This window comes from Kribbella sp. HUAS MG21 (assembly GCF_040254265.1).
Taxonomy (GTDB): Bacteria; Actinomycetota; Actinomycetes; order Propionibacteriales; family Kribbellaceae; genus Kribbella.
Window position 1 is genome coordinate 6,314,269 of record NZ_CP158165.1, and the last position, 24,788, is coordinate 6,339,056.

Below are 24,788 nucleotides of genomic sequence, written 5' to 3' on the forward strand. Positions count from 1 at the left end.
GGGGAGGGGACTGCGGTGTTACGCGCGAGCAGCCGGAAGGGCCAGGTACTCCGTGAGGTGACGGTGATCACCGTCGCGATCGTGCTGTACTTCGGTGTCCGCGGACTGATGACGACCAGGGTCGACGTCGCCTTCCGGAACGCCGTGTACATCGTCGATCTCGAGCGTGCACTCGGCGTCTTCGTCGAAGCGGAACTGCAGCGGTCGGTGACCGAGCACAGCTGGCTGGTCGAGTTGCTCGGCTACATCTACATCTACGGTCACTGGCCGGTGCTGCTGAGCACACTGCTCTGGCTGCTGATCCGGCATCGCGACGCGTATCGGAGGTTCCGCAACGCGATGCTGATCTCCGGCGGCGCCGGGCTGGCGATCTTCGCCCTGTTCCCGGTCGCACCGCCGCGGTTCCTGACGACGTACGGGTTCGTCGACACGGTGACCGAGCGGACGTCGGCGTACCGGGTGCTGCAGCCCCCGGCGTTCGTGAACCAGTACGCCGCCGTACCGAGCCTGCACTTCGGCTGGAACCTGCTGATGGGCATCGCCGTGGCCGCGCTCGGTGGCCACTGGATCATTCGTTTGTTCGGCTGGGTGATGCCGCTGCTGATGCTCGCGGCGATCGTGCTGACCGCCAACCACTACATCTTCGACGGCTTGATCGGCGGCGCGCTGGCCCTGCTCGGCCTGTTCGCGGCTGTCCGCGTCGGCAGGAGGACCGGCCGCCGCCGTCTGGTGAACATCACCGTGGACGAGAGGCTCCGAAGCGGGGCCGTTGGGCCCAGGGAACCAGACGCCGGCCGTTGAGGGACGCGATGTCGAGCCGGACGAGTCGTGGGTCGTCCAGGGGAAGCCAGGAGTGCAGCGGCAGGGTACGGCGGAGCTCGGCGGCCTCGTCGGCGGTGACCACGGACAGCCGGCCGATCGCCGTGACCGTCCAGCCGAGGTGGCGCTCGAGGTCCACGTCGTCCGCCTCGAACGCCACGACGTCCCTGTGCTCGGCGGCCCGGAGCTTGTCACCCTGTCCGGTGCTGAACACGATCGTCTCGCCGTCCACGAGGAAGTTGACCAGCCGGACGGCCGGAAGCCCGCCGTACGTGTAGACAAGCCGTCCGAGCGCGACGGACCGCAGCAGCCGCAGACAGTCCGCGGTGCTGACGATCTCCAGGCGGGAGTGGTCGAAATTGGTCGCCATGTTCATCGGAGGACCTCCTTGCGCAGGCACAGATCGATGCCCCCACGAGGCAACGATGATCCGGCCGCCACGCAGCGCGCAGGGCCGAACGTCCTGACCTGACGGGACGCAAGCCACACCCGTGCTGGTTGTGGCTCACGGCCGGCCGGCTCGGGACTTAAGGCCCTGACTTCGGTCGTGCCGCGGGGCTGAGGCTGGCTGTACTGCGGTCGACGCGTCGAGGAGGTTGTCATGGGTGCCGGGGAGAAGCGATCTGGGGAGCTGTGGGCGCACATGCAGCTGCGGCGGCTGGGGTTCGGGAAGAATCCGCTGCGGCGCCGGTCCGACCGGATCGAGACGGTAGTGCTGTGGTGCGCGGTGATCGCCGCTCTGCTGCTGGTGCCGGTCGGTGCGGCCGTGGGGACCAGCTATCGGAATGCGAGCAACGCGTCGGCGGACGCCCGGCGGACCGAACTGCATCAGGTCGCAGGGCGGACACTCGAAGGCACCGAAGGTCTCGTGCCGACGGCGCCCGGAGACGTGCTGACCTCGGTGCGGATCGGCTACCTCGATCCGTCGGGCGCCGAACGTGAGGGAACGACAAACGTCGTGATCGGTACCAAGGCCGGTGCCGAGGTGACCGTCTGGCTCGACCGGGACGGGGAGATCGTGAAGGCGCCGGCGTCGCAGGGGGACGCGGCCGCGATCGGTACCTGGATGGGCATGCTCGCCGTGGCCGGCTCGTGGCTGGCGCTGTGGGGCGCGGTGCGGCTCGTCCGGGTCCCGCTGGACCGCCGTCGCGCGCGCGACTGGTCCACCGAATGGCTCGACGTGGCACCCCGTTGGCTGCGTGGCCAGAACTGACGGAGGAACAGACATGAGTGGCGACAGGATGGTCGTGGGGTACGACGGATCGCCGGCCGGGGCTGCCGCTGCCGAGTGGGCCGCGGTCGCCGCCGAACGCTGGGGACGCCCGCTTCGGGTCGTGCACGCGATCCCGTGGCCGATCGTGCGGACGGCGAGCGGTACGGCGACGGTTGTCGGGCTGGAGCAGATTCGCGGCGTGGCCGAGCGGTTGCTCGACAAGTCCTGCCGTGACATCCGCGCCGGGCATCCCGGGCTGGTGATCGAGGCCGAGGTGGTCGTGGGCGACCCCGTAGCGGTCCTCGTGGGTGAAGCCGCGGAGGCGTCCATGCTGGTGCTCGGATCGCGCGGGCTGGGCGAACTGCGCGATCTCGCGGCGGGTTCCGTGATGACGCATCTCGCGACCCACGCACCGTGCCCGGTGGTCGTCGTACCGGCGGGCTGGCTCGAGCGCACCGATGTACGGGACGAGATCGTGGTCGGTGTCGACGGATCGGAGCTGTCCGCGGCCGCGATCGGCTTCGGGTTCGAATACGCCGAGCTGACGGGCGGGAGCCTGACGGCGCTGCTGGCGTGGCACGACCCGCAGAGCATCGGTCCCGGCGACATCGTGCCGGCCGTCTACGACGTCGACGCCCTCGAGCAGGACAGCGCGGCGGTACTCGGCGAGGCGCTGGCCGGACAGGCGGTCGACCATCCGGATGTGAAGACCACCGAGAAACTCGTTCGCGGACCGGCCGCCAACGCGCTGGTCGACGCCTCCCGGACCGCTCGCCTGCTGGTCGTCGGAAGCCGGGGCAGGGGCCGGTTCCGCGGTTTGCTGCTCGGCTCGGTGAGTCGCGCCGTACTCAACCACGCACAGTGCCCGGTCGCCGTCGTACGGACGACCGGAGAAGCAAAGGAACAGGACAATGGCTGACAACGGTTCTCAGCGGACCATCGGGCTGCGTGCCAAGTGGGCGATCGTGCTTGCGAGTCTGGCGATCGTCGCGGTCGCGGCGCTCACGGTCGTCGTGCTGGACGACGGCGGCGAGCCGTCCGGTACGGCGCCTGCGCCCAGTGCGACCGTCACGCAGCCCGGTAGGACGGTGACGGTCACCTCCACCCCGAAACCGGCCGAACCGACCACGAAGCCGACAGCCGGCCCGAGCCATCGGGAGTTCCGGTACCAGCCGTTGTGGCCGTTCACCTCGGAGTCCGCGGCGGCGGCGTGGCAGGAGGCGTATCGCAGCGGCGGCAAGCAGCCCTGGCACCTGGACGCCGGCCAGACCGCGCTCTCGTTCACCACCGGCTTCCTGGGCTTCGACGAGATCGGACTGGTGGTGTCGAAGTCCGTGCGGGGTGACGAGGCCTACGTGTCGGTCGGCTACCGAGCGGAGAAGAACCCGCCGTCGGTTGCCGCGGTCATCCATCTCGCACGGCTGGGACAGGGCGACGACGCGCCGTGGGAGGTCGTCGGCACACGCGACCGTACCCTCACGATCACCCAGCCGCGGTACGGCGCGCTGGCCGGCTCGCCGTTGACGGTCGGCGGGCGGATCACCGGCGTCGACGAGTCGATCCGCGTCGACGTCCGCCAGGCCTCGACGGGCGAACGGCTCGGCACCTCCTGCTGCGTCCCCGGCGGCGGCGAACGACAGCCGTGGTCTGCCCAGGTGACGTTCCGGGGCGCGACCGATCCCGCGATCGTCGTCGTCGCTTCGACCGGCGGCCACTACCAGGAGGTCGAGGCCTTCGCGGTCACGGCGGTCCGCACCGCCGACTGATCAGGCGATCAAGATGCCTGCGCGAGGGTCGTGCAGACGCGGCGTTCGGCCAGGACGTAGGGCCCGCCGTCGGTCGAGATCTCGGTGCGCCAGGTCATCGTCTCGGCGTCGGCGACGTGCCCGAAGAGCCGTGTACGCACACAGGGGCGGCCGATGCTCTCGAAGATGAGCAGCCTGCCCTCGATCCGGCCGGCCAGGAAGGTGAAGCGGCCGTCGCTGCCGGTGGCCGACGCACGGTACTCATGGGCCTCGGGATCCCAGCCTGCGACCCAGTGCAGCTGGGTATGACGAACGAACGTGCCGTCGGCGAGGTGGACGTCCTGCTCGTGGTCGCCGACGATCCAGAGTCCGCCCTGGATCGTGTGGTACCGGGCTGCTCCGGTCGTCGTCATGGCAGGGCTGCTGCCGGTGGCCTGGATCGTGCCGGTCCAGCGGACGTCCCGATGGAAGCGAGCCAGCCGGGTCATCTCGTCACCGGACCGCAGCGAGAACGCGAGTGCTGTTGTCATGACGCCTTACTCCTGTGTTCATCGACGTCGAATGCCTCGCCGAACTGGATCAGCGTCTGCTGGAGGCGAGTCGCCGGAACGTCGTTGGCGAGTGCGGTGAGGAGGACGCGTTGCAGCGCCATGCCGGTGCGGAGCGGATCGGCCGGTTCGTCCAGGTCGGTACCGACCAGCGCCACGGGCCGGGTTGTGCCAGGGAGCCAGTGAAGGTGTGCGCCCTCGAGTTCGGCGGCGCGTTCGAGCGCGAACCGGGCGTTCACGTCCGGGCACCTCGGTGGCCGGACGAGGTGCCGTGACAGGATCGCGCGGTACAGCTTGCGCAGTTCCTGGTCAGGCAGTCCGGTGGGCTCGACCACGACGCGGGCGGCGAGGCCCGGGTTCTCCGGGTACGGGTAGAGGCTGAGCCAGGTCTCGAAGCTGAGCGACGCGGCGGCGCAGCGGAGGTTGAACAGCGCCGCGCCGGTGGCTATGCGGTCAGCTCGGGCGATCGGCGCGGGCATCCCATCGGCGTCGAGGTAGGCGTCGACCAGGTGGCCGTCGACTTCGAGTCGCCACGGCCGGGAGCGGTGCGGTCCCGTGACGCCGGCGGCGTGCAGCAGGACGCCGAGCGCCTCGGACGACAGTTGGTCGGTGAGCATCGTCGCCTCCTCGGACCTGTCGACTCCAGCGTGTACGTCGTGTCGCGCGGCGGACAGCGACAGACGTCCCGGACAGGGCGGGCCGTTCGGCTCCTGGACGGGGAGAGAACGGCTCTGACGACGGCGCGCGGACACACCCAGGATCGAGATGTCGGATTCGAGTGGAAGGACGACATCATGAGCACTACGTCGCACCGGCGGCAGAACCTGCCGGCTCCGGCGATGGAGCCTGACGGTGATCGGCAGCCGATCATCACCCTGGCGGCCGGGCGCGCCTTCGCGGTGCTGCGGATCGCGTTCGGCCTGACGTTCCTGTGGGCCTTCTTCGACAAGCTGTTCGGTCTGGGCTACGCGACCAAGTCCGGTCGGGGCTGGATCGACGGCGGCGATGTGACGGCCGGGTTCCTGAAGGGGGCGAGTGGCCCGTTCGAGGGGTTCTATCACTCGCTGGCCGGTGACTGGTGGGTCAGCCCGCTGTTCATGGTGGGGCTGGCCGGGATCGGTCTGGCGCTGACCCTCGGGGTCGGGATGCGGATCGCGGCGGTCAGCGGGACGCTGTTGTACCTGCTGATGTGGTCCGCGGCGCTGCCGCCGGAGAACAACCCGGTGCTGGACGACCACATCCTCGGCGCGATCACCCTGGTCGCGCTCGCACTGGTTGCCGCTGGCAACGTGTGGGGCTTCGGCCGGTGGTGGAGCGGTCTGGACTTCGTCCACAAGTACCCGTGGTTGCGGTGAGTGCCGTGAAACCGGTCATCCATGTCGGGGTCGACGGTTCCTGGCGTGACACCGGTGCCCTGGAGTGGGCTCTGCAGGAGTCGCTGCTGCGGCGGGAGCCCCTCCAGGTGGTGCACGTGGTCGACGACAAGCCGCGGCACGCGCCCGGATGGGAACCCGCCGCGGTCGACGACGCGTCGATGGAACTCGTCAGCGATGTCCAGAAGTACCTGGACGACAGCCCGGGCACGCTGGACAACGAGGCGGACCTGCTCGTCGGGCCGCCGGCGCGAAGACTGGCACAGGCCGCCGCGGACAGCCGGATGCTTGTCGTCGGCCGCCGCGGGATGGGGACGTTCAAGCGGTTGCTGATCGGCTCGACGTCGGAGGCGGTCGTGGTCCAGTCGACTGTTCCGGCCGTGGTCGTTCCGGAGCACTGGAAGCCGTCCGACCACGCCGGTCCGGTGCTGGTCGCGCTCGACGATGACAACGACAGCACCGCGGTGCTGGAGTTCGCGATCGCGGAGGCGACCGAGCGTGGCCTGCCGATTCGCCTTGTTCATGTGTGGGACCTGCCTGCGATGTACAGCTGGGACGCGATGAACGTCGCCGGTCTCGGTGCCGAATGGGCGGACAACGCCGAGCGGAACTTCGACAAGGTCGTGGCCGAATGCCGCCGGAGATTCCCGGACCAGACCTTCGAGGTCGACGTACGCCGGGGGCATCCGGTGGACGGGATCGTCACGAGCGCGGAGGAGTCCGACGCGCAACTGCTGGTCGTCGGCACGCGTCACCACACGCGGGTCGCGTCGTTCCTGCTGGGCTCGGTGACCCGAGGTGTCCTGCACCACGCTCCCTGCCCGCTCGCCGTCGTTCCCGCCACCCGGACCAGCTGACGGACCGACGATCGATCACAGAAGAGAGGTCTGCAGAGGCTCCGGGAACCTCTGCAGACCTTCGTCGATCAGGTTCCGCTTACTGCTGTTCCTTCGGGAGGAAGTCACCGAGCGGGCGGCGAGCGGTGCCGGGGCCGGGGTGCGTGTGGCTGAAACGGATGATCATGTCGGCGTGGCCGGGGCGCCGGGTCAGGCGCTGGACCTTGGTGCGCAGATCCTCGTACTCGAGGGGCTGGTTGAGGAACGACGCGCTGACGCCGGCGCGGGTGGCGACCAGCAGCACGCGCTCCAGTGCGGCCCCGGCGGCCACCTGGTCGGCGGGCTCGTCGTAGTCGGTGCAGAGGATTGCGATGTCCGGGTGCGTCTCGAAGGCCGACTGGCGGCGCAACCGGTCGAGCGGCCGAGTGCCGAGGTCGCGGACCGTCGCCGGGTAGGTCGCCGGTCGCGGTCCCAGCGCGGTGCTCGGGATCCCCTCGGCCGGGCGGGTCCCGCCGATCCAGTGGGCCCGTTCGGCGCTTCGCCGCCAGTCCCGGATCTCCCGCAGATCGGTCTGCAGCGTCAGGTCCAGCACCGCATGGATCTCGGATTCGCCGAGCCAGATCAGCTCAGCGCCTTCGGCATGCGCCGCCCGCATGAGCTCGACCCGGACGCCCTCAGCGATCGGTGCCGGGTCGGACGGGTTGCGGTCGGTGTGCCGACGGGGAATCTGTTCGGCGAGGTCGGCCAGTTCCTCGTCGCGCGCCTCGGTGGGTTCGACGACGATCCGCGCCAGCAGGTCGGGTTCTTCCCTCGGGTACGGCGCCAGCCCGAACCAGGTGCCGTACCCGAGAGCCTCCGCCGCGCACCGCAGGTTGAAGGTCGCGGCACCGGCGGCGATCCGCATCGCCCGTCCGGTGGGATCCTCGGCCGGCAGCGTGCGCGAACCGTCGAGGTAGATGTCGATGACACGACCCTGTACGTCGAAACGCCAGGGCTGGGTGTTGTGCATGCTCGGCGCGGCCACGGCCGCCGCCAGCAGGACGTCGACGTGAGCTTGGGGCAGCTGCTCGGACACGGTCCACCTCCACGGGATCTCCACCTCAGCTTCGCCGACGGGCGGCGGCCGCGCTGCGGGCGAGAGTCCCGAACCGGGCGGGTCCTTAGTCAGTCGGAGCGCGAAGTTCGACGACGGTGCCCCGCGGGTCGTTGTCGGTGATCTGAACCGATCCGCCGAGCGTCCGGGCGCGCTCCGTCAGGTTGCGGAGACCGCTGCGGCGGGTGCTCGAGCCGATGCCGACTCCGTCGTCCGTGATGCGCGCGAAGACGGCGCTGCCGGTCACCTCGACCTCTACCGTTGCCTGTGATGCTTTCGCGTGCCGGACGATGTTGGACAGCGACTCGCGGACCGTGGCCAGGATCTGCGGTCTCGCCGCGGTCGGTACGGCGGTGTCGATCGGCCCGGTCACGGTGAACCGGGGCCGGAACCCGAGCGGTTCGGCGTACTCGTCGACGAGCGCCTGGATGTCACCGCGCAGCGTGCTGGACCCGGGAGCCTGCTGAAGTCCGAAGATCGCGGCGCGCAGGTCGCGAATGGTGGTGTCGATGTCCTCGACGGCCTGGGTGAGTCGTTGCTGATGTTCGGGACGGGCCAGACGGTGCATACCCTGCAGCTGCAGGCCGGTGGCGAACAGCCGCTGGATGACCAGGTCGTGCAGATCCCGGGCGATCCGGTCCCGGTCCTCGAGGACCGCGAGCATGTCGCGATCGCGTTGCGCCTGGGCCCGTTCCAGAGCCAGCGTCGCCTGGCCGGCGAACATCCGCATCAGGTCCGCCCCGTCGCTCATCGTGGTGTTCGGGCCGCGTTCCGAGGCGACGACGAGAAGGCCGCCGGTACCTGTGGATCCGGCCGGAAGCGGCACCATGGTGGTCCGGCTGAGCCGTGCGCCTTCGGGGAACTCGGTCAGGGTGCCGTTGTTCTTGAGCAACTCGGCCAGGTCCTCGATCACGACCTGCTCGCCACCGTTGAGCGCGCGGCCGAGCACGGGAAGGTCGGCCGGCACCCGCTGTCCGGCGAACCGCTGGAAGTCCGGCGGCCCGTCGACGGCCCGGACGACCAGTTCGCTGTCGTCGGCGAGCAGTACGGCGGCGACATCGGTGCCCGAGACCTCACGGGACCGCTGGGCGATCAGCTGCAGTGCCTGGTCGGGATCGAACTCGCCGAGCATCAGCTGGGTGATCTCGGCGGTGACCTCGTGCCAGCGGCGGCGTTGCTCGGTGTCGGCGTACAGCCGGGCGTTGTCGATCACCACGCCGGCCGCGGCGGCCAGCGCCGTGACGGTGCGCTCGTCGTCCTCGGTGAAGTCGGCGCCGCCGGTCTTCTCGGTCAGGTAGAGGTTGCCGTAGGCGTGCTCGCGGGTGCGGATCGGCACGCCGAGGAAGCTCTTCATCGGCGGATGGTTGGGCGGGAAGCCGTACGACCGCGGGTGCTCGGCGAGGTCGTGCATGCGGATCGGCTCCGGGTGCTCGATCAGCAGGCCGAGGATGCCGTGCCCCTCGGGGTACGGGCCGATGGCGGCGATCTCCTCGGCGGTGACGCCGTGGGTGATGAAGCGGATCAACCGCCTGCCGTCCGGCCCGACGATTCCGAGGGCGCCGTACCGGGAGTCGGCGAGTTCACAGGCCGCGGTCACGATGCGGTCCAGGGTGCTGTTCAGGTCCAGGTCGGCGCCGATCCCGACGACCGCGTCGAGCAGTGCGCGCAGCCGCTCCTGGTACTCCATGATCTCGTCGACCCGGCTCAGGAGCTCCTGCAGCAAGGCATCGAGACGTACCCGGGACAGTCCTGCGTACTCGAGCGCACCCTCGTCCCAGCCCCCACGCGCCGATCGCGAGCCTTCGGCCACCCGCCAACCATACAAAAGGTGACTGTCCGTGGGAAGCAACGCACCGCTTGTGGGTTGGCTGAGGGTAATCGCGTGACTGTGCTGAAGGTCCCGGACGCGAAGGGCACGAGGTCCCTGCCGGGCCTGGCGGGGCGGTGTCACGCTCGGTTCAGGAGGTGGACCGATGACGCTGCTGACGGTGCCGGACGGAGATCGGCAGGAGCTGCTCCGCTTGACGGTCGCCGCGCCGTCGACGCACAACACGCAGCCGTGGCGGTTCCGGTTCCGCGGCTGGGTGGTCGAGGTCTACCGGGACCGGGAACGCGAGCTGCCGGCCGAGGACCCGGCGCGGCGGATGGTGTTCGTGACCCTCGGTGCCGCGATCTTCAACCTGCGCGTCGCGGCGGCGTCCCTGGGGTACGGGTCGGACGTGCACCAGTTGCGTGACCAGCGGAAGCCGGACCTCGTCGCCGAAGTCGACCTGAGAGGCCCGCGGGCCGAGCGGCTGGCGGCCTTGGCGCCGGCGATTCCGCACCGCCGGACGAACCGGGAGCCGTTCACCGAACGGCGCCTTCCGGACGAGGTACGGCGGCTGTTGGAGGACGCGGCGCGGACCGAGGCAGCCGAGCTGCAGTGGCTCGAGCGTCCGTCGCGACGCTGGTGGCTGCAGATGGCGACGAACGATGCGGTAGCCACCGACGACAGGAGCACCGAGCGGACCGCGGAGCGCCGCCGCTGGGTCGGCGGTGACCGGGAGATCGACGGCATCCCGTCGAGGTCGCTCGGCCCGCTCCCTGCCGGTGGGACGACGGTGGTTCGGGATCTCGCGGCCACCGCGGCCGACGAAGGGCGAATCGTGGCGGATTTCGAGCGGGAGCCACAGCTCGCGCTGCTCGCGACCAAGTACGACGGACCGCTCGAGTGGCTGCGGGCCGGACAGGCCATGGAACGGGTGCTTCTCGAGGCAACCGCGCACGGCGTGTCGACCTCGCTGCTCAACCAGGTGATCGAGCACGAGGGGCTGCGCTGGCAGATCAACGACCCACTGGGGCCGTGGAACCGTCCTCAGGCGGTGATCCGCTTCGGCTACGGCCCGCCCGTACCACCGACCCCACGCCGCCCGATCGCCGACGTCCTGCTCCCGGACGAGCCCGAGAAGGACCGTGCGGACGCAGCGGTCGAGGAAGCACCGACCGACGATCGAGGCTGACCGGCGCAGCGGAGGGCGGGGCGACGATGACGACCGAGCCGGCCATCCAGGTGGGGATCGATGGAGCCTGGCGGGACGCGGGTGCTCTCGAGTGGGCCGTGCAGGAGGCGATGCTGCGCCGGGAGGCGCTGGAGGTCGTCACCGTGATCGACGACGCGGAGCCGGACCAAGTGGCGATCGGCCTGCTCGACGGGGTCGCCAAGTACCTGGATCAGAGACTGCCTGGTGCCGAGCATCACGGCAGGGTCGCCACCGGCACGCCGGCGCGCGAGCTGGTGAGGTTGGCGGAGGGCAGCCGGATGCTGGTGATCGGCCGGCGCGGTACGGGCGCCTGCCGGCGTGCCATGATCGGCTCGGTCTCCGAAGCGGTGGCGATCGCGGCCGGGGCGCCGGTGGTCGTCGTACCTCAGTTTTGGACCCCGGCCGGCCGCGCCTGCCCGGTCGTCGTCGCGGTCGACGGTTCGGCCTGCGACTCCCCGGCGGTGGTCTTCGCGCGGGAGGCCGCGGTCCTGCGCGAGTCGCCGCTGCGTCTCGTCCATGTGTGGAACCTGCCGGCCATCTATCCCGGCGACGTGCCCAGCCTCGGCGAGGAATGGTGGGAGACGGCGGCTCATCGGCTGGAGCAGCTTGCGGACGAGCTTCGCGCCAGATGTCCCAGCCTGCCGGTGGCGACGGAACTTCGCAGTGGACACGTGGTCTCCGGGATCGTCGCCGCGGCGACCGAGACGGGCGCGCAGCTCTTGGTCGTCGGCGGCCGCGCGCGGGCATGGCCGTCGAACCTCCCGGACTCGGCCACGCGGGGGATCCTCCGGCTGGCCGGCTGCCCGGTCGCGATCGTTCACGACGGCGGGCGCTGAGCCCAAAGTCCCGTGATCGAGGGACCGAGGTCCCTTGATCACCGGCCGCCGGAGTGCCAGTGTGCCGAGGTGTCTGTCGTCCGCGCTGGGGAGGAGCGGTGATGGCGATCAAGGTGTTTCTGCTCGACGACCACGAGGTCGTCAGGCTGGGACTGCAGCGGCTGCTCGAGGCGGAGCCGGATATCGAGATCGTGGGTGACGGTGCGACGGCGACGGAGGCGATCGCGCGGATACCGGCCGTACGACCGGATGTCGCGCTGCTCGACGTCCGCCTTCCGGACGGGGACGGTGTCACCGTGTGCCGGGAGATCCGGTCGGCGATGGAGGATCCGCCGGCCTGTCTGATGCTCACGTCGTTCTCCGACGACGACGCGCTGTTCGCCGCGATCATGGCCGGCGCGGCGGGATACCTGCTGAAGCAGATCGACGGCGAAGATCTGGTCAAGGCGGTCCGGCGGCTCGCGGTCGGTGATTCCTTGCTCGATCCGGCGATGACGACCAAGGTGCTGGAACGCCTGCGGCATCCGGCCGCCCCGGAGGATCCGCGGTACGCCGCGCTCACCGAGCAGGAGAAGGAGATCCTCGGCCTCGTCGCCGAGGGAAAGACCAATCGCCAGATCGCACAGGCGCTGTACCTGGCGGAGAAGACCGTCAAGAACCACGTCTCGGCGGTGCTCCGGAAGCTGCACTTCGAACGCCGCACCGAAGCCGCGATCTTCGCCGTCGAGCACGCGAAGAATCACCCGCCGACCTAGCGGCCGCAGATCCGGCCTCGGCCCGTGCCGAGTGATCAGGCGGCGTGGACGGCGACGACGCCGCTGACGGAAGCCGCGATGGCTTCGGCGCGGTGCCGCTCGTGCTCGCCGATCGTGCCGTGCACCTGGACGATCCCGTCGTCCACCTCGACCCGCCAGTCGAGATCGCGGGCCCGTAGCCGGTCGAGGATGTCGTTGCGGATCCGGGCGTCCCGGCCGGCGAGGAAGTGGATCACGTCGCTGCGGCTGATCACGCCGACGACCCGGTCGGCGTCGACGACCGGGAGGCTCTTCACCATCGCCGACCGGAGCAGATCGATCGCCGCGTCGAGATCCTCGTCGGAGCGCACGCTCGGCACGACGGTGGACATCAGCTCGGCGACGCGCCGAGGCAGGAGACCGGCCGAGAGCCGCATCGGGTACGACGGCGCGCGATGGTGGTACACCAGGAGTGCGTCCGGGATCAGATCCGCCTCGCTGACCGAACCGACCAACCGGCCTCGGCGGTCGACGACCGGGAGCGCGGTCACCTGGTTCCTGTCCAGCAGGCGCAGCGCCGCACTGACCGGGGTCTCGCCCAGCACCGTGATCGCCGGCGTCGTCATCAATTCACTGACTCGCATGGTTCTCCACCACTCCCTTCCCCGCTCCAGTTGAAGCCGCGGGCCGGGTGCTCGGTCAGGGCCGAAGGTCCCGGTCTGCCGGGTCGGTGGACCACTGGGGCGTTGCAGGTCCGTTCGCCGCCGAGGTCGGGACGTTGGGCCCTGCTACGTGGGCCACCGGTCCGGGGACGCTCGTGGCGGAGGTGGTCATGCCCAGCGTGCAGACGACGACAGGTCTGTCGGCGGCCGAGGCGGCGCGGCGGCTCGCCACGGACGGGCTGAACGAGTTGCCCGCGCCCCGGCGTACGGCAGCCTGGAGGCTGCTCGTCGGGCAGGTTACGCATCTGTTCGCGCTGATGTTGTGGGTGGCCGCCGCCCTGGCGCTCGCCGGTGGGCTGGCGCCGCTGGCGGTCGCGATCGTCGTCATCATCGTCCTGAACGGCGTCTTCGCGTTCGCTCAGGAGTACCGCGCCGACCGCGCCGCCGAACGGCTGCGCGACTTGCTGCCGACGCGCGTCCAGGTGATCCGTGACGGCGCGGTCTCGACCGTCGACGCAACACAGCTGGTTCGTGACGATCTCGTGCTGCTCAGTGCGGGGGACCGCGTGTCGGCCGACCTGCGGCTGGTCACGGTGCACGCGCTGGCGGTGGACGAGTCGATGCTCACCGGAGAGTCGGTCCCGGTGCGTCCGGCGCCCGGGCAGCAGGCGTTCGCGGGAACGTTCGTCGTCCAGGGCGAGGCCGAGGCGGTGGTGACGGCCGTGGCCGGGAACACCCGGCTGGCCGGGATCCAGGCGCTCACCGAGACCGCGGACCGTCCCTCCAGTCCGTTGACCGTCGAACTGCACCGACTGATCCGGGTCATCGCGGCGATCGCGATCGCTGTGGGGGGCTCGCTGACCGCGGTGTCGCTGCTGCTCGGCCTGGGCCTGACCGAGGCGCTGCTGTTCGGCGTGGGTGTCATGGTGGCACTCGTCCCCGAGGGTTTGCTGCCGACCGTGACGCTGTCGCTGGCGCGGGGAGCACAGCGGATGGCACACGGCAACGCGCTGGTCCGACGCTTGGACGCGGTCGAGACGCTCGGCGCGACGACGTACGTCTGTACTGACAAGACCGGCACGCTGACGCTGAACCAGATGGAGGTTCTGGACGTCTGGACGCCGTACGGACCGGCCCAGCTGAAGGGGCACGGCTACGATCCGGTCGGCTCGGCCGAGGGGAACCGAACGGCGATCGAGGCCGCTGCGAAAGCCGCGGCATCGGCGCTCTCCTGTGTCCGGGGCAGGGCCGTGCGGTCCAAGGGCCGGTGGGTCGCGGAAGGCGACCCGATGGAGGTCGCGGTCGACGTGCTCGCCCGGCGTCTCGGAGTACTACCGGCGGATCCGGCGGCGATCACCCATCGGGTCACCTTCACCAGCGAGACGAGGTACAGCGCGGTAGTTGTCGACGGCAACACCGTCGTGATCGGTGCACCGGACGCGTTGCTGCCGTTCTGCCGGTCCAACGGTGAGGCCGCGGCGGCGGTCGACAGGCTGGCCGGCCGCGGCCGTCGGGTCCTGGCGGTCACGGAGGCGCCCGGTGTTCTCGTCCACGACGGCAGGCTCCAGCTCGGCGCCGGCACGCTCGACCTGCTGGCCGTCCTCGGACTGGAGGACCCGCCGCGGACCGACGTGCACGAGGCGCTGACCACCTGCCGGCAGGCCGGAGTGAAGATCGCCGTGGTGACCGGCGACCATGCGGCGACCGCCGAGGTGATCGCCCGCGAGGTCGGTCTGCTCGGGCCGCGCGGCCTGGTTGTCACCGGCAACGAGCTGCCCGCGGACGACGAGCGGCTGGGCGAGTTGCTCGACCGGGACGACGGCGTCGTGGTCGCCAGGGTGACGCCGGCCGACAAGTTGCGGATCGCGCGGGCACTGCGCCGCCGCGGCCACGTGGTGGCGATGACCGGTGACGGCGTCAACGACGCACCAGCGCTGCGGGAGGCCGATGTCGGTGTCGCGATGGGCGCCTCGGGCAGTGACGTCGCCCGCGCCGCAGCCGACCTGGTCCTGCTGGACGACCACTTCGCGAGCATCGTGACCGCGATCCGGCTCGGCCGCGCGACCTTCTCCAACGTCCGGCGGTTCCTGACGTACCACCTCGCCGACAATGTGGCGGAGCTGGCGCCGTTCGTCGCCTGGGCGCTGTCCGGCGGATCGATGCCGCTCGCGATCGGCGTCCTGCAGGTCCTGGCACTCGACATCGGCACCGACGTTCTGCCGGCCCTGGCGCTCGGCGTGGAGCGGCCGGGTCCGCGCGTGCTCAACGGCCCCGCACGGCATCGTCGCCTGATCGACCACCGGCTGTTGGGGAGGGCATTCGGCGTGCTCGGGCTGACGGAAGCAGTGCTGGCGATGACGGCGTTCGTCGTGATCCTGACCGGACAGGGCTGGCACTTCGGGGACGAGCCGTCCGGTGCGGCACTGGCGGTCGCTTCCGGGACGGCGTTCGCGGTGATCGTGCTGATGCAGATGGCGAACGCGTTCGCCTGCCGCAGCGAGCGCAGCACGCTCTTCGAGATCGGCTTCACGACGAACCGCCCGCTGCTGCTGGCGCTCGCCGCCGAACTGGTGCTGCTGGCGGTCTTCCTCGGGGTCCCACCGGTGGCCGACCTGCTGGGCGGCGGCTGGCCTTCTTACCAGGGTTGGCTGTTCGCCGGCGCCGCCGCCGTTCTGCTGCTGCTCGTCGACACGGCTGCCAAAGTCCTGCGCCGTGGAGGTGATCGGCGATGGGCGTGATGCTGGATCGGCTGCGCCGCTTCCGTCCTGTCGGTACGCCGGGTGGCGCGGGGCCGGTCGGTGTTCCGGAGGACACCCGCGACGGCGTACCGGCGGAACTCGTCGCCGTCTTCGCCGCGCTCGACGCCACGATCGTGGAATGCGACGAGATCCGCACTCGCTCGCGACAGCAGGCCGCGGAGCGCGTCGCTGCCGCGCAAGCCGAGGCAGCTGGGCTCGAGGCCGCCGCTCGTGTGCAGGCATCGGGGGAGCGGGCTGAGCTGGTCGCCGCGATCCGGGCCCGTGGCGACGCCGCGGTCGACCGGACTCGGGCGACGGCGAGCAGTGCAGCGACCGACCTCCGGCGGACCGGCTCGCAGCGGATGGACCGCCTGGTCGCGCTGGTCCTCGATCGGCTCCGCGCCGATGTTCGCGGGACGGCACGATGAGCGCGGGATGGGTGGCGGCGACCGTCCGCGCGAAGGCGATGGCTCGCCGCCGGCTCGGGGCCGGCGCAGCACGCCGGCTCGCCGCGGCGCCCGGCCTGGCTGACGCGCTGAGCATGCTGGCCGGCACGGCGTACGCGCGCGCGGCTGCGCCCGGTACGACGCTCGTGGAGGCGGAGCAGGCGGTCGCGGCCGCGGAGATCTGGCAGTTGCGCGTGTTGTCCGGCTGGTTGCCGAGGTCCGCGATCGGCCTGGCTCGCGCGCTCGGCGCACGCTACGAACTCGCGAACATCGAGGCGCATGCCAGAGCGGTGGCCACGCCGGGACACCGGCAGCCGTACTACGAGTTGGGCAGCCTGGCCATGTCCTGGCCGCGGATCGCGGCGACGATCTCCGTGTCGGAGCTGCGGGCAGCGCTCGTCGCCTCGCCGTGGGGCGATCCCGGTCAGGCATCGGCCGAGACGTTGCACGACATCCTGGTATTTCGCTGGCTGCGGATGGTCGCGGCCGAAGCCCCCCAGGCGACCGAATGGGTGTCCGGCGCCGCGGTCCTGGTGGCTGCCAAGCAGTTGCTGGCAGCAGCGAGCGGGCCGGGTGAGGGCGTGGTACGGGCCGCGGTCCCGCTGATCGGGTCCGATTGGGTGCGGACACGCTCGGTGCCGGACCTGCGGGCGGCGACGCCGATTCCGGGACGCTGGGTCCTCGACGGCGTCGGTGGTGTTGCGGAGCTCTGGCGGGCAGAGGCCGCTCTGGCGGCCCGGATCGAATCGGACGGTTTTCGCCTGCTGCGGCAGGGCACGCCTGGCGTGGACCCGATCCTGGGCGCGGTGGCAGTGCTGGCGGTCGACGGCTGGCGGGTGCGCGTCGCACTCGGCGACGCGGCGTACGGGGCGGGCCCGGGGGAGGTGCTCGATGTCCTCGATGTCATGGCGTGACGCCGTACGGCCGGTCCGGATGCAACGGATCGCACTGGTAGTCCCCCGCGAGCACCGGCGGGAACTGCTGGACCGGGTGAGCTCCGCCGGCGTTGTCGAGCTGGATCCGCTGCGATCCGAGCTCGAGCTCGCGGTCGTCGCCGATCGCCGGCCGGAATGGTCGGATCGCGAGCTGGAGCTCCGCCGGCAGCTGGCCCAGGCGGTCCCGCACGGACCGGTGACCGCCTGGCTGGGCTGGACGCCGGCCGCTGCGCTGCCTGGGCTGGCCGAGGCGTTGCGGCCTGTCGGCGGCGCGGCGGTTCCACTTCCGCCACCACCCGGCATGCAGCCGCCGACCCTGTTGCGGCAACGCGGACCCGGGCGGTCGTTCGAGGTGCTCGTGCAGACCTACACCACGGTTCCGTACGCCGATGTCGACCCCGCGCTCGTCGCCGGACTCGCCTATGTGGCGATGTTCGGGATGATGTTCGGCGACGTCGGCCATGGACTGCTGCTCCTGCTCGGCGCCTTGATCGTCAGGAGCGGGCGGTTCGCCCGCCTGGCGAAGGTCCGGCCGGCCTGGCCGTTCCTGGCCGGTGCCGGCGCCGCGAGCGTCGTGTTCGGTGTGCTGTACGGCGAGATGTTCGGGCCGACCGGCCTGGTGCCTGTCGTGTGGTTGTCGCCGATCGACGACGTCGGCACCTTGCTGCTGACCGCGATCGGCGCGGGGGCGTTTCTGCTCGCGGGGGCCTACGCGCTGGTCATCGTCAACCGGTTCCGCGAAGGTGGTTGGGTCTTCGCGCTCTACGCGCGGACCGGGATCGCCGGGGCACTGCTCTTCCTCGCGCTCGCTTGTGTTGCCGGAGGCATCTATTTTGGCGGCGCCGGGCTGCTGATCGCGGCGGTCCTGCTCGGAGTTGCCGGTCTGGTGCTCACCTTCGCCGGTCTGCTCGCCGGCTCCGGTGGCGGAGCTGCCGGCGTGCTGCAGGCGATCGTCGAGCTGTTCGACGTGGTGGTCCGGCTGGGATCCAACATCGTCTCGTTCGCCCGGCTCGCCGCGTTCGGTCTGACCCACGCGGCGTTGGGGACCATCGTCTGGCAAGGCAGCGTCGCCCTGTGGGACGCCGGCTCGATGCCGAGCCGGCTGGGCGCGGCGCTGGTGCTGATCGTAGGGACCGGGATCGCGTTCACGTTGGAGGCACTGGTCGCGGGGATCCAGGCGCTCCGGCTCGAGTACTACGAACTGTTCTCCCGGGTGTTCGAGACGGACGGACGACCGTTCCGCCCGTGGCGGCTGCCCGCGGAGGATGTGGAGGTGACATCGTGAGGGAGTTCTTACGCCGGCACCGGTGGGCGGCGGTCCTGCTGACCGTGGCGAACCTCGTGCTGCTGACCGGGGTGGTCGCGCTCCTGATCGCCGTTCTGACCGCGGACTGGGGGTTCGCGACCGGCCACGACGGCGCCGCCGCGAGCCAGGCCGCGCAGGCCGGTGGGGAGTCCAGCGGGTCGGCCTTGCTGGGCGCGGCGATCGCGGTCGCAGGCTCCGCGATCGGTGCCGGGGTCGCGGTCGCGTACACCGGCGCTGCGGCGCTGGCTGCGATGAGTGAGCGGCCGGAGTTGTTCGGTCGGGCGATGGTCGTCGTCGGCCTGGCCGAAGGGATCGCGATCTACGGCCTGATCGTCGCGATCATCCTGGTGGGGAGGGCCTGATGACGCAGGTGGCCGTCCTGGGTGAACCGATTCGCATCGTGGGCTACGGGCTCGCGGGCGCCAGGTTGCTGACGGCGACCACGGCCGACGAGGTACGGCGCCGGTGGTCCGAGCTCCCCGCTGACGTCGGTGTGGTCCTGCTCACCGCCGCTGCAGCCGAGGCACTCGGGCCTCGACGCGTCGGACGGGCCGCCGTCCTGACGGTGGTGCTGCCACCATGAGCCGGCCGTTGACCGCAGCCGCCGACGCGGCGCTCGGTCCGGTCCGGTCGGCCTTGCTGACCGCGGCTCGTGCCGACGCTGCGGCCATCCTCGGAGGCGCCGAGGCGCAGCGTGGCGAGCTGCTCGGGCAGGCGCAGCGGACGGCGGCCGAGCTGATCGCCGAAGCGCGCTCGACAGGTGCGGCCGACGCGACGGCGCTGCTCGCGATCCGCCTGGCCCAGAGTCGCCGGGAAGCCCGCCGATCCGCGCTGACCGCGCAGCGCGAGCTGTACGACGAACTGCGGCGCCGATGCCGCGCGGCCGCCTCGGCGCTGGCCGAGTCCTCAGAGTACGAGGGAATCCGACGACGGCTGGTCGACATGGCCCGGGAACAGCTCGGCCCGGAAGCGGTGATCGAGGACAGTCCGGGCGGAGGCGTCGTCGCATCCGCGGGCAGCCGGCGGATGGACCTGAGCCTGCCGGCGCTGGCGGACCGCGCGCTGGAACGCTCCGGTCCGGAGGTGGCTGCACTGTGGACACGGTGATTCCTGCGGGCCGGATCCGTCGCGTCAACGGTCCGCTCGTCGAGGCGACCGGCGTACCGGACGCGTCGATGTACGAGGTGGTCGAACTCGGCGACCATCGGATTCCGGCCGAGGTGGTGGCCATCGACGGTGCGACTCTCACGCTGCAGGCGTTCGAGTACACCGGTGGACTGATGACGGACGATCTGGTGCGCCGGACCCGACGGCCGTTGTCAGCGCGGCTGGGCCCGGGCCTGCTCGGCCGGGTCTTCGACGGATTGTTGCGGCCGTTGTCGTCGGCACCTGTCTGGCTCGCCCCGCAGACCTTGACACCGGCCGCCCAGACGCCCGCGCGCTGGAACTTCGTACCGAAGGTGGCGGTCGGCCGGCAGATCGATGCCGGGACGGTGCTGGGCGTCGTGGCTGACGCCGGAGCGATCGAGCATCGCGTTCTGGTGCCGCCGGGAGTGAGCGGCGAGGTGCGGTTCGTGGCGGCTGCGGGCAAGCTGTCCGAGGCCGAGGTGGTCGCGCGGATCGGCGAGCTCGAGATCGGGTTGTTCGAGCACTGGCCGGTCCGGCGGCCGCGGCCGTTCGCGGCCCGCGACGAGGAATTCACGCCGCTGCACACCGGTCAGCGGGTGCTGGATCTGCTCTTCCCGATCGGGGCCGGCTCGAGCACCGCCGTGCCCGGCGGCTTCGGCACCGGAAAGACCGTCCTGCTGCAACAGCTCGCGAAATGGTGTGACGCGGACGTCATCGTGTACGTCGGCTGCGGCGAGCGGGGCAACGAGATGGCCGACGTCCTCGGCGAGCTGGCCGAACTTGCCGACCCGCGCACCGGGGGCCGGATGATCGATCGCACGGTGATCGTCGCCAACACGTCGAACATGCCGATGATGGCGCGCGAGGCGAGCGTCTTCACCGCCATCACGGTGGCGGAGTACTTCCGCGACATGGGGTACCACGCCGTGGTGGTCGCGGACTCGACGTCGCGGTGGGCCGAGGCGCTGCGCGAGTTCGCCTCCCGCACGGGTGCGCTGCCGGCCGAGGAGGGCTACCCGGCCGACCTGTCCTCGTCCCTGGCCGCGTTCTACGAGCGCGCCGGCCGGGTTCGCACCCTGGGCGGCCGGACCGCGGCGGTCACGGTGATCGGTGCGGTGTCGCCTCCGGGTGGGGATCTGACCGAGCCGGTCACGACCGCGACCGAGCGGTTCGTCCGCGGGGTGTGGAGCCTGGATCGCGACCTCGCGTACTCGCGGCATTATCCGGCGGTCAGCTGGTCGGCGTCGTACTCGCACGACGCCGACGCCATGGCGGCTTGGCAGGCCGGTCACGAGAATCCGGGCTGGGCGTCCCGCCGGGCCCGGGCCATGGATGTGCTGGCCGAGGCGGCGCGGCTGAGCGAACTCGCCGCGATCGTCGGAACGCGGACGCTGCCGGGCCGGGAACGGATGACGATCCTCGGTGGCAGGCTCCTGCGGGACGCCGTCCTCGCCCAGAGTGCACTGAGTGCGTCCGACGCGACCTGCTCCGTCGAGCGCGGAGCCGCGTTGCTGCAGCTCGTCCTGGACGTCGTCGACCGCTGCCTGGCGTTGATCGACCGGGGTGTGGCCGCGACGGAGATCGAGGAGTTCGACTTCGGTGCGCTGGTACGGGCCCGCGAGGAGGCCCCGTCCACGGCGGAGCTGGCCGGTCGCGGCGCGGCGATCATGACGGCGCTGGAGGGGTTGGTATGACCGATGTCGAGTACGCCGACGTGCGATCGCTGCGGGGATCGCTCCTCGTGGTGCGTGGGGTTCGTGGCGTCGGGTGGGACGAGTCGGCGGTGATCAGGGTCGACGACGGCAGCACCCGCCACGGCGTCGTCCTCGAGGTGGCGGACGATCTCGCCGTCGTGCAGGTGCTGGAAGGCAGCGTGGGAATGCACCGCGGCGGTGTCCAGGTGCGGTTCGGCGGCAGTCCGTTCCGGATTCCGCTCGGCCGCGGATGGCTCGGCCGGACGTGCGACGGACGCGGCGCGCCCCTCGACGGTGGCCCGCCGGTTCTCGGTACGACGACGGCGGTGGTGAACGGGTGGCCGCTCAACCCGGTCGAGCGGGAGTCGCCGCGGGAGCCGGTGCTGACGGGCGTCTCCGGGATCGACGCGCTGACGACCGTCGTCCGCGGGCAGAAGCTGCCGATCTTCTCCGTGCCGGGACTGCCGCACCTGCGGCTCGCCACCCAGATCGCGGCGCAGTCGTCGGCGGCGGGCGATCCGTTCGTGGTGGTCTTCGCGGCGATGGGGCTGCCGCACGCGGACATCGACTACGTCCGTACCGCGCTTGAGCAACGGGCCGCCAGGGGCGAGTTGGTGATGGTGCTCAACAGCGCGGACGATCCGGTGATCGAGCGGCTGCTGACGCCGCGGGTCGCGCTGACGGTCGCAGAGCACTTGGCGTTCGTCGAAGGCAGCCACGTGCTGGTCGTGATGTCGGACATGACCAGCTACTGCGAGGCGGTCCGCGAAGTCGCGGCAGCGCGCCAGGAGATCCCGGCTCGCCGGGCGTACCCGGGCTATCTGTACAGCGATCTGGCGTCGCTCTACGAACGCTGCGGCCGGGTCCGTGGCCGTCCCGGATCGGTCACGATCATGCCGGTGCTCACGATGCCGGCCGGCGACATCACGCATCCGGTCCCCGATCTGACCGGTTACATCACCGAAGGGCAGATCGTGCTCGCGGAGGACTTGCACGCGCGCGGGCTGTACCCGCCGCTCGACGTCCTCGGATCGCTGTCCAGGCTGATGCGGCACGGCGCGGGCCCCGGCCGTACGCGGGACGATCATCTCGAGATCGCCGCGCAGGCCATCGCGGCGCTGGCCCGGGCCCGGCAGGCCGCGGAGCTGGCCGATCTGATCGGGACCGCTGCGCTGAGCGACACCGATCGCGGGTACCTCGGCTACGCCGCCGCGCTGGAGGACTCGCTGCTGCGGCAGCGTCCCGACGAGGCGCGCGGCTTCGGCGAGACTCTCGACCGGCTGTGGCAGGCGGTCTCCGTCCTACCCCGACGCGAGCTGACCAAGGTGTCGAGAACGCTGCTGGACGAGCATCTGGAGGGGCGATGAGCGGCGGACCGGTCGCCGGACGGGCGGGACGGCTCATGCTCACCGCCAGACTGTCGACGGCACGGCGGGCGGTCGAACTGCTGGACCGCAAGCAGCGCGCCCTCGCGGTCGACTGCGCGCGGCTCGAGTTGGTGGCGGCACGAGCTGCCGAAGACTTCGAACGCGCGGCGCGTACCGCCACGCGGTGGCTGCGGCGAAGCGTCGCCCTGGACGGCCGCCGGATCCTGCTCGACTCGATGCCGGAGGCAACTGTTGAGGTCGTCGTGGGGTACGCCGTGACGATGGGCGTCCGGCACCCGGCGAGTTGCGGCGTCAGGTTCGGCCCGGAACCGCCCCTGGCCGGCAGCTCCGCGCTGGTCCAGGCCCTGCGGGCCCACCGCACGGCGCTCGCCGCTGCGCTGCAGCTCGCCGCCGCCCAACGTGCCGTCGCTCTGGTGTCCGAGGAACTGGCGCGCACCCGCCAGCAGCAGCGGACACTCGAGCTGCGCTGGATCCCGAGGTTGGAGCAGCAGCTGGCCGTGCTGGTACAGCGTCTCGACGAGACCGAGCGCGAGGAGAACGTCAGGCTGCGCTGGGCGGCCCGTCGTACCCCTTGGGAGAGATCATGAAGCAGTTCCTGGTGGTGGTGGACGACTCCGCGGCCGCGCTCCGAGCAGCGCAGCTGGCGATCGACCTGGCAGCGGTGGTCGGCGCCGGCCTCACCCTGGTCATGGTGGTCGAGGACCACCTGCTGGACGCGCGGCTGCGGGAGGCAGCGATTCCGGAGCCCGTCGAGCGGCGGATCCAGGGCGCGACGACGATGCTGTCGCGGATGACCGCACGAGCGTCGCTGCGCGGTCTCCGCACACGCCAAGAGATCCTCACCGGGCCGGGGGCCGGGGCAGAGCGGGTGCTGGCGGCGGCGCGGCACTGTGCCGCCGACCTGATCGTGGTAGGGCACGACCCGGGCAACCCGGTCAACGTCGGCCACCTCGTGGAGTTCGCGGACATCCCGGTGCTCGTCGTACCCAGCCTGGGGTAGTCAGGCGGGGTACGGCTCCTGGCCGGTCGGCCGCAGGGGCGCGCCCTGGACGAGGCGGGCCACATCCCGGCGGCTGACGACGCCGACCAGCCGGTGGTCGGATTCGGTGACGAGAGCGAGTGCGTCCTGGCGCATTCGTACCGCGAGGTCGGCGACGAGGTCAGTCGGCTGGGCGAGCGGAACATCCTCGAGCGGAGTCCTGACCTCGGCGATCCGGGTGGACGGGGCCAGGCTGCGCCGGATTCCGACGAGACTGTGCAGCTCGACCGTTCCGGCGGCGCGGCCGTCGAGGTCCACCACCGGATACGCCGCCTCCGGGAGCCCGGGCACGATCCCGGCGAGGAATTGGTCCACGGTCATCGCGTCGTGCGCGACCACGCCGGGCTCGGCCATCACATCGGCGACCCTGATCTGCCCGAGGGCGACCCGCATCCGGGCGGCGCGTGACTCCGAGGCTGCCACCGTCCCGATCAGCAACCCGACCAGGATCAGCCACAGGCCGGCGAACTGCCCGCTCAGCCACTGCGCGAACCCCAGAGCGGTGACGACCACGCCGAGCACCCGGCCGGCTCGCGCGGCCCCGATCTCGGCGCGATCCGGGTCTCCGGTCCGCCACCACAGAATCGCCCGCAGGATGCGGCCGCCGTCCAGTGGATTGCCCGGAAGCAGGTTGAACACGGCGAGGACGACGTTGATCGAACCCAGCCACCACGTGGAGCTCACGATCAGCTCGGGTGCTCCGAGGGCGCTCAACGCCAGGGCGCCGCAGCCGGCGGCCAGCCCGAGTCCGAGGCTGCTCAGCGGCCCCGCGGCCGCGATCCGGAACGCCGCCCTGGCCGAAGCCGGCTCGCCCCCGAGCACACTGGCTCCGCCCAGCATCCACAACGTGATGCGTTCCACGGGCAGTCCGGCCCGTACCGCCACCACGGAATGCGCGAGTTCGTGCAACAGCAACGAGCCGGCGATCAGGAGCCCGCAGACCGCCCCGGCCGTCCAGTACGCGGTTGTGCTCTGGCCAGGCGCCAGCGCAGGCAGGACGACCGTGGACAGGCCGTGGGCAACCAGCAGGATCAGCACGAGCAACGACCAGTTGGCCCCGATCTCGACACCGAAGACCCGGCCGAACCGAATCGTCTGCTTCATGCGCCCCCCTGCCGCGTCGTCCCGGCGAACCGTAGCCATCCCAACGGCTACGCTCGCGCACCGGCCTCGCAGTCTGAAGGGCCGTTTGGTCCCGGCCGTGCGGGACCTTTGGGACCTTGGCCGGGGCACCG

General features: G+C 71.2%; 27 protein-coding genes. 20 read left to right on the forward strand and 7 right to left on the reverse strand.

Annotated features, from left to right (window positions below):
• The first annotated feature begins 15 nt into the window (after positions 1-15).
• Complete coding sequence (locus ABN611_RS30520; protein WP_350275717.1) at positions 16-801, forward strand: phosphatase PAP2 family protein; 786 nt, start codon at positions 16-18, stop codon at positions 799-801.
• Here ABN611_RS30520 and ABN611_RS30525 read toward each other — a convergent pair.
• Positions 737-1,195 (reverse strand): pyridoxamine 5'-phosphate oxidase family protein, encoded by a 459-nt coding sequence (locus ABN611_RS30525; protein WP_350275718.1) that lies wholly within the window; start codon positions 1,193-1,195, stop codon positions 737-739. The two genes, ABN611_RS30520 and ABN611_RS30525, sit on opposite strands and share 65 nt — an antisense overlap.
• A gap of 225 nt (positions 1,196-1,420) precedes the next feature.
• On the opposite strand from ABN611_RS30525, the gene ABN611_RS30530 reads away from it, so the two are divergent.
• The 3 genes from ABN611_RS30530 to ABN611_RS30540 are packed head-to-tail and all read left to right on the forward strand — an operon-like array spanning position 1,421 to position 3,798.
• On the forward strand, positions 1,421-2,032 hold the full coding sequence (locus ABN611_RS30530) for a hypothetical protein (RefSeq protein ID WP_350275719.1): 612 nt from the start codon (positions 1,421-1,423) through the stop codon (positions 2,030-2,032).
• 13 nt (positions 2,033-2,045) lie between these two features.
• Positions 2,046-2,951: a universal stress protein gene (locus ABN611_RS30535; RefSeq protein ID WP_350275720.1), complete on the forward strand. Its 906-nt coding sequence runs from the start codon at positions 2,046-2,048 to the stop codon at positions 2,949-2,951.
• Complete coding sequence (locus ABN611_RS30540) at positions 2,944-3,798, forward strand: hypothetical protein (protein WP_350275721.1); 855 nt, start codon at positions 2,944-2,946, stop codon at positions 3,796-3,798. Before ABN611_RS30535 ends, ABN611_RS30540 begins: the two co-directional genes overlap by 8 nt.
• 8 nt (positions 3,799-3,806) lie before the next feature.
• Here ABN611_RS30540 and ABN611_RS30545 read toward each other — a convergent pair whose 3' ends face one another.
• Both ABN611_RS30545 and ABN611_RS30550 read right to left on the reverse strand, forming a co-directional pair.
• Positions 3,807-4,307 (reverse strand): hypothetical protein, encoded by a 501-nt coding sequence (locus ABN611_RS30545; RefSeq protein ID WP_350275722.1) that lies wholly within the window; start codon positions 4,305-4,307, stop codon positions 3,807-3,809.
• A complete protein-coding gene (locus tag ABN611_RS30550; RefSeq protein WP_350275723.1) occupies positions 4,304-4,942 on the reverse strand; it encodes a hypothetical protein in 639 nt (212 codons plus the stop codon). The genes ABN611_RS30545 and ABN611_RS30550 overlap by 4 nt, the downstream gene beginning before the upstream one ends.
• Positions 4,943-5,119: 177 nt before the next feature.
• Here ABN611_RS30550 and ABN611_RS30555 point away from each other — a divergent pair, with 177 nt between their 5' ends.
• Both ABN611_RS30555 and ABN611_RS30560 read left to right on the forward strand, forming a co-directional pair.
• A complete protein-coding gene (locus tag ABN611_RS30555) occupies positions 5,120-5,680 on the forward strand; it encodes a hypothetical protein (protein ID WP_350275724.1) in 561 nt (186 codons plus the stop codon).
• A 5-nt stretch (positions 5,681-5,685) separates the two neighbouring features.
• Positions 5,686-6,555 (forward strand): universal stress protein, encoded by an 870-nt coding sequence (locus ABN611_RS30560; RefSeq protein WP_350275725.1) that lies wholly within the window; start codon positions 5,686-5,688, stop codon positions 6,553-6,555.
• A gap of 79 nt (positions 6,556-6,634) precedes the next feature.
• On the opposite strand, the gene ABN611_RS30565 is transcribed toward ABN611_RS30560, so the two are convergent.
• Together ABN611_RS30565 and ABN611_RS30570 are read right to left on the reverse strand one after the other, a co-directional pair.
• The gene (locus tag ABN611_RS30565; RefSeq protein WP_350275726.1) at positions 6,635-7,609 is read right to left on the reverse strand and encodes a hypothetical protein; all 975 of its coding nucleotides are present in this window, start codon (positions 7,607-7,609) and stop codon (positions 6,635-6,637) included.
• An 85-nt stretch (positions 7,610-7,694) separates the two neighbouring features.
• Complete coding sequence (locus ABN611_RS30570; RefSeq protein ID WP_350275727.1) at positions 7,695-9,437, reverse strand: GAF domain-containing sensor histidine kinase; 1,743 nt, start codon at positions 9,435-9,437, stop codon at positions 7,695-7,697.
• Between the two features lie 163 nt (positions 9,438-9,600).
• On the opposite strand from ABN611_RS30570, the gene ABN611_RS30575 reads away from it, so the two are divergent.
• The 3 genes from ABN611_RS30575 to ABN611_RS30585 all read left to right on the forward strand — a co-directional run bounded on the left by ABN611_RS30575 (position 9,601) and on the right by ABN611_RS30585 (position 12,238).
• Positions 9,601-10,626, forward strand: a complete 1,026-nt coding sequence (locus tag ABN611_RS30575) for a hypothetical protein (protein ID WP_350275728.1) — start codon at positions 9,601-9,603, stop codon at positions 10,624-10,626.
• Between the two features lie 26 nt (positions 10,627-10,652).
• On the forward strand, positions 10,653-11,483 hold the full coding sequence (locus ABN611_RS30580; protein ID WP_350275729.1) for a universal stress protein: 831 nt from the start codon (positions 10,653-10,655) through the stop codon (positions 11,481-11,483).
• A 101-nt stretch (positions 11,484-11,584) separates the two neighbouring features.
• Positions 11,585-12,238 carry a response regulator transcription factor gene (locus ABN611_RS30585; RefSeq protein WP_350275730.1) on the forward strand — a complete coding sequence of 218 codons (654 nt, stop codon included), beginning with the start codon at positions 11,585-11,587 and terminating at the stop codon, positions 12,236-12,238.
• Positions 12,239-12,273: 35 nt separating this feature from the next.
• On the opposite strand, the gene ABN611_RS30590 is transcribed toward ABN611_RS30585, so the two are convergent.
• Entirely contained in the window at positions 12,274-12,861 is a 588-nt protein-coding gene (locus tag ABN611_RS30590) for a CBS domain-containing protein (RefSeq protein ID WP_350275731.1), read from the reverse strand.
• 188 nt (positions 12,862-13,049) lie between these two features.
• Between ABN611_RS30590 and ABN611_RS30595 the strand changes: the two genes are divergently transcribed.
• The 11 genes from ABN611_RS30595 to ABN611_RS30645 are packed head-to-tail and all read left to right on the forward strand — an operon-like array spanning position 13,050 to position 23,514.
• On the forward strand, positions 13,050-15,617 hold the full coding sequence (locus ABN611_RS30595) for a cation-transporting P-type ATPase (RefSeq protein ID WP_350275732.1): 2,568 nt from the start codon (positions 13,050-13,052) through the stop codon (positions 15,615-15,617).
• The gene (locus tag ABN611_RS30600) at positions 15,608-16,045 is read left to right on the forward strand and encodes a hypothetical protein (protein ID WP_350275733.1); all 438 of its coding nucleotides are present in this window, start codon (positions 15,608-15,610) and stop codon (positions 16,043-16,045) included. Before ABN611_RS30595 ends, ABN611_RS30600 begins: the two co-directional genes overlap by 10 nt.
• On the forward strand, positions 16,042-16,977 hold the full coding sequence (locus tag ABN611_RS30605) for a hypothetical protein (protein WP_350275734.1): 936 nt from the start codon (positions 16,042-16,044) through the stop codon (positions 16,975-16,977). Before ABN611_RS30600 ends, ABN611_RS30605 begins: the two co-directional genes overlap by 4 nt.
• Positions 16,955-18,283, forward strand: coding sequence for a V-type ATPase 116kDa subunit family protein (locus ABN611_RS30610; RefSeq protein ID WP_350275735.1), 1,329 nt, complete (start codon positions 16,955-16,957; stop codon positions 18,281-18,283). The genes ABN611_RS30605 and ABN611_RS30610 overlap by 23 nt, the downstream gene beginning before the upstream one ends.
• Positions 18,280-18,666: an ATP synthase subunit C gene (locus ABN611_RS30615; protein ID WP_350275736.1), complete on the forward strand. Its 387-nt coding sequence runs from the start codon at positions 18,280-18,282 to the stop codon at positions 18,664-18,666. Before ABN611_RS30610 ends, ABN611_RS30615 begins: the two co-directional genes overlap by 4 nt.
• Entirely contained in the window at positions 18,666-18,887 is a 222-nt protein-coding gene (locus ABN611_RS30620; protein WP_350275737.1) for a hypothetical protein, read from the forward strand. The genes ABN611_RS30615 and ABN611_RS30620 overlap by 1 nt, the downstream gene beginning before the upstream one ends.
• Entirely contained in the window at positions 18,884-19,411 is a 528-nt protein-coding gene (locus ABN611_RS30625) for a V-type ATP synthase subunit E family protein (RefSeq protein ID WP_350275738.1), read from the forward strand. The genes ABN611_RS30620 and ABN611_RS30625 overlap by 4 nt, the downstream gene beginning before the upstream one ends.
• Positions 19,399-21,126 (forward strand): V-type ATP synthase subunit A, encoded by a 1,728-nt coding sequence (locus ABN611_RS30630; RefSeq protein WP_350275739.1) that lies wholly within the window; start codon positions 19,399-19,401, stop codon positions 21,124-21,126. The genes ABN611_RS30625 and ABN611_RS30630 overlap by 13 nt, the downstream gene beginning before the upstream one ends.
• Entirely contained in the window at positions 21,123-22,493 is a 1,371-nt protein-coding gene (locus ABN611_RS30635) for a V-type ATP synthase subunit B (protein ID WP_350275740.1), read from the forward strand. The genes ABN611_RS30630 and ABN611_RS30635 overlap by 4 nt, the downstream gene beginning before the upstream one ends.
• Complete coding sequence (locus ABN611_RS30640; RefSeq protein ID WP_350275741.1) at positions 22,490-23,101, forward strand: V-type ATP synthase subunit D; 612 nt, start codon at positions 22,490-22,492, stop codon at positions 23,099-23,101. The genes ABN611_RS30635 and ABN611_RS30640 overlap by 4 nt, the downstream gene beginning before the upstream one ends.
• On the forward strand, positions 23,098-23,514 hold the full coding sequence (locus ABN611_RS30645; protein WP_350275742.1) for a universal stress protein: 417 nt from the start codon (positions 23,098-23,100) through the stop codon (positions 23,512-23,514). Before ABN611_RS30640 ends, ABN611_RS30645 begins: the two co-directional genes overlap by 4 nt.
• Here ABN611_RS30645 and ABN611_RS30650 read toward each other — a convergent pair whose 3' ends face one another.
• A complete protein-coding gene (locus ABN611_RS30650; protein WP_350275743.1) occupies positions 23,515-24,657 on the reverse strand; it encodes a site-2 protease family protein in 1,143 nt (380 codons plus the stop codon).
• Positions 24,658-24,788: the final 131 nt, after the last annotated feature.